Origin of the sequence: Ectobacillus panaciterrae DSM 19096 (assembly GCF_000430785.1) — a bacterium.
Lineage (GTDB): Bacteria > Bacillota > Bacilli > Bacillales > Bacillaceae_G > Ectobacillus > Ectobacillus panaciterrae.
The window spans coordinates 1-3,155 of sequence record NZ_AUMR01000167.1 but is presented as its reverse complement, the minus strand read 5'-3'; the positions used below and the strand labels follow the sequence as shown (position 1 = coordinate 3,155).

Below are 3,155 nucleotides of genomic sequence, written 5' to 3'. Positions count from 1 at the left end.
TCGAGTTGCCAATGTTGTTGCATTCGCGATGGATCAGCCAGAAGATACGAACATTAATGAGTTTACAATTGGACCAACAAGTCAACCTTGGTAATAATTACAAGATAAGACTTCTTTGAAACCTCAAAGCCTTGAAGTGGGAGTCTTATGGACGGTTACACTGGGATAAAGTTCTTTGTCTGATACCATTCCCTTTTTTGATTTAGTAGTTTGTTTTAACGAATAACTCTTGTTACTGAACATGAAGGAGTTGATAAACATGAAAAAAGTGAAAATAGCTAAGAGAGAAGTTTTTCCAATAGGCTTAGGTACCTGGAATATGGGAGATGACAAGAAAAAGTATACACAAGAATTAGAGGCTTTGAGAGTGGGATTGGAAGCAGGTATACAAGTGATTGATACAGCTGAAATGTACGGTGATGGTGATTCTGAAAGTTTAGTGGGTCATGCTATTGAACCTTTTGAACGAGAAAATTTATTCCTCGTTTCAAAAGTTCTTCCTAGTAATGCTTCAAAAAAACAACTACCCATAAGTTTAGATAATTCCTTAAAACGGTTGAAAACAGATTATTTAGATCTTTATTTACTTCATTGGAAAGGCGGTATTCCAATTGAAGAAACAATAGAAGCAATGGAAAAAGCTAAAATGCAAGGGAAAATCAAATCCTGGGGTGTTTCTAATTTTGATGTGAATGATATGACGAAATTATTAAAACTGCCCAATGGGCAGCAATGTGCCACGAATCAAGTCCGTTATAACTTAGGAGATCGTGGAATTGATTTCGATCTAGTTCCTATGATGAAGGAAAATAGCATACCATTAATGGCGTATGCTCCTGTAGCTAGAGGTGATCGTTTAGGTGCTGATCTAACGAAACAAAAAGTTTTACTAGATATTTCGAAAAAGTATCATGCAGATGTTTTTCAAATTTTATTAGCATGGTGTATTCGGAATGGGCAGACCATTGCTATTCCGCAGTCTAGTAATACGAAACATGTTATGAATAATGTAAAAGCAGCAAACATTCATCTTACAGAAGGAGATTTAGCTAAAATAGATTCTATCTATCCAGAACCAAGTGTGAGTGAGCCACTAGCTTTGTGGTAAGTAAAGTTAGATTATGAAGGAAATTATTCTTGTTAGGAGTCTCGGGTACCACCAGCGAAACGCAGATTAACAACACTAAGGGGTGTATAGCCCAAAAGTCCCTTGATATGACGACGTTAAGAGAACCACCCTAATCTCCATATGTCATAAAGTCCCTTAATCAAATGAAATATTGCATAACTTGAATGCAGGCTTTTTGACAGTAGCCACAACATAAAAAATACCTGTATTGGGCATATCGTTGAATAAACAGTCAATTTTTAGTAATGTTAGATGTGAATGAAGATGCTCATTTTTAAGGAGTGATATTATGAATGCATATCGTGAGGGCGTTTTTAATCAAATAAATGTACTTATTCAAACAATATTATCAATTGTAGATAAATTAGAGGAAAGTGATTTAGAAAAAAGACCAACTGAGAATAAATATTCAATTGGAGAGTTATTGAAACACATAGCAACTATTTGTGAAGCAGATTTACTTATCTCGGATGAAAAAACTTCAGAAGAAATGGATAAATACTATTCAATTAAGTTAATAAAAAGTAAAGAGGAGATTAAAGAGGAGTTGATAACTAATTATAATTTATTAAAAGAAAGGTATACAGCTTATACAGAAAATGAACTATTACAGAAAAAAACAGCCTATTGGGGAGTTACGTACACTCGTTACGAATGGCTACTATATATTTTAGCCCATTTATATCATCATAGAGGGCAATTACATGGTATACTTGTCCATTTTTATAAACAAGATCCCAATATTCTTTTATTCGAATTAATATATAGATCTTTATCTCAGTCTTTTATAATTTATTCCATTAATCGCCCCTATTGTTGAATTATTAAATCCCAACTTCTCATTTATATTACTAAGAGGTTGGGATTTTTAATACTGAAATATCCTTAACGTTGTGTAGAATAGACTGCTGACGAGTTGCTTTGTGAGCACTTTTTAACAACCCTCCCCCGAACCGTGCTTGAAGGTTTTCCTTCACACGGCTCTCCAGTATCTTCAATCCGTGATTTTTTGTGTTAATTTCCCTGCATGGATTTGATTATGACATTTCGGGCATACTACAAGTGTTTTCCGTTGTTGCGCTGCCATTATCTGTACCCATCTTGGTTTTTCTTTTTGTCCTTTTCGTTCCAAGTCTTTTAATGCTCTGATATGGTGCACTTCTATTTTGTTTTGAGAACCGCATACCTCACATGAATCTGCGAGTAGTCTTTGAACCAGTTCGTTTCTTCCGTTCCAGATGGTTGGGGGAGAATCTATTAGAACTGCGTTCTTTTTCCTCGCTAGAGAGATACCGCCCCAATGTGCTGTCAGTTGCTTTTACCATTTTCGCGCTCTAATTGGACTTGTAAAACCTTTCTGAGTTTACCGTCTACCCTCAAAGTTTTACGGAACTTATGAAGCTCCTTCTTAACACTTAGGCGCAGTTTCGTACTTAAAGTTCGGGCGAGGGACTGTTCCATTGCCCATCTTAATTTGCCTAAACTTTTTAGATTGTAGGCTAATCTGTAGTATTCAACAACTCCACGGTACTCTAGTTGTTGAGTTCTAGCAACCCTTCTATCTACTTTAGTCATGTTAAAAACACCCTGCTTTCTTAAAATAAACGACAGTTTTTATCGATTTGTTGCGTAACCAACAAAACCGGTTAAATTAACGATTTCTATGCCTTGTTTTGTTTCTCTTTATATTATAAATTATTTACAGATGTCGAGAAAACATCAATTGTAGTTTTATTTCAAATGAAAGGATGAAAAACAAAATGACAATTGAAAACAAAGTAGTTATAATCACTGGAGCTTCATCTGGAATTGGTGAAGCAACTGCAAAACTATTGGCTAGTAAAGGTGCTAAAGTTGTTTTAGGCGCTCGTCGCGAAGACAAATTAAAAGCATTGACTGAGGAAATTCAAAAAGCTGGTGGACAAGTTGCTTATCGCGTCACAGATGTTGTTAATCCAGATGATAGTCAGCAGCTTGTTCAACTAGCTAAAGACACTTTTGGTGGTGTCGATGTAATCTTCTTGAA

The 3,155-nt window shown here is 35.4% G+C and carries 5 protein-coding genes and 1 pseudogene; 4 read left to right on the top strand and 2 right to left on the bottom strand.

What is annotated here, in order from left to right; translation table 11 throughout:
- The 3 genes and pseudogenes from H540_RS34890 to H540_RS30630 form a co-directional block, all read left to right on the top strand.
- Positions 1-94 (top strand): annotated as a pseudogene (locus tag H540_RS34890) (oxidoreductase); the annotation flags it as partial.
- 165 nt (positions 95-259) lie between these two features.
- On the top strand, positions 260-1,108 hold the full coding sequence (locus tag H540_RS0121865; RefSeq protein WP_028402387.1) for an aldo/keto reductase: 849 nt from the start codon (positions 260-262) through the stop codon (positions 1,106-1,108).
- A 310-nt stretch (positions 1,109-1,418) separates the two neighbouring features.
- On the top strand, positions 1,419-1,949 hold the full coding sequence (locus tag H540_RS30630) for a DinB family protein (RefSeq protein WP_081415240.1): 531 nt from the start codon (positions 1,419-1,421) through the stop codon (positions 1,947-1,949).
- Positions 1,950-2,123: 174 nt separating this feature from the next.
- Here H540_RS30630 and H540_RS34885 read toward each other — a convergent pair whose 3' ends face one another.
- Together H540_RS34885 and H540_RS0121855 are read right to left on the bottom strand one after the other, a co-directional pair.
- The gene (locus H540_RS34885; protein ID WP_342666102.1) at positions 2,124-2,348 is read right to left on the bottom strand and encodes an HNH endonuclease; all 225 of its coding nucleotides are present in this window, start codon (positions 2,346-2,348) and stop codon (positions 2,124-2,126) included.
- An 89-nt stretch (positions 2,349-2,437) separates the two neighbouring features.
- The gene (locus H540_RS0121855; RefSeq protein ID WP_028402386.1) at positions 2,438-2,704 is read right to left on the bottom strand and encodes a group II intron reverse transcriptase/maturase; all 267 of its coding nucleotides are present in this window, start codon (positions 2,702-2,704) and stop codon (positions 2,438-2,440) included.
- Positions 2,705-2,889: 185 nt separating this feature from the next.
- On the opposite strand from H540_RS0121855, the gene H540_RS0121850 reads away from it, so the two are divergent.
- Positions 2,890-3,155: SDR family oxidoreductase (locus H540_RS0121850; protein ID WP_028402385.1), on the top strand; the 266-nt coding region annotated here is incomplete at its 3' end.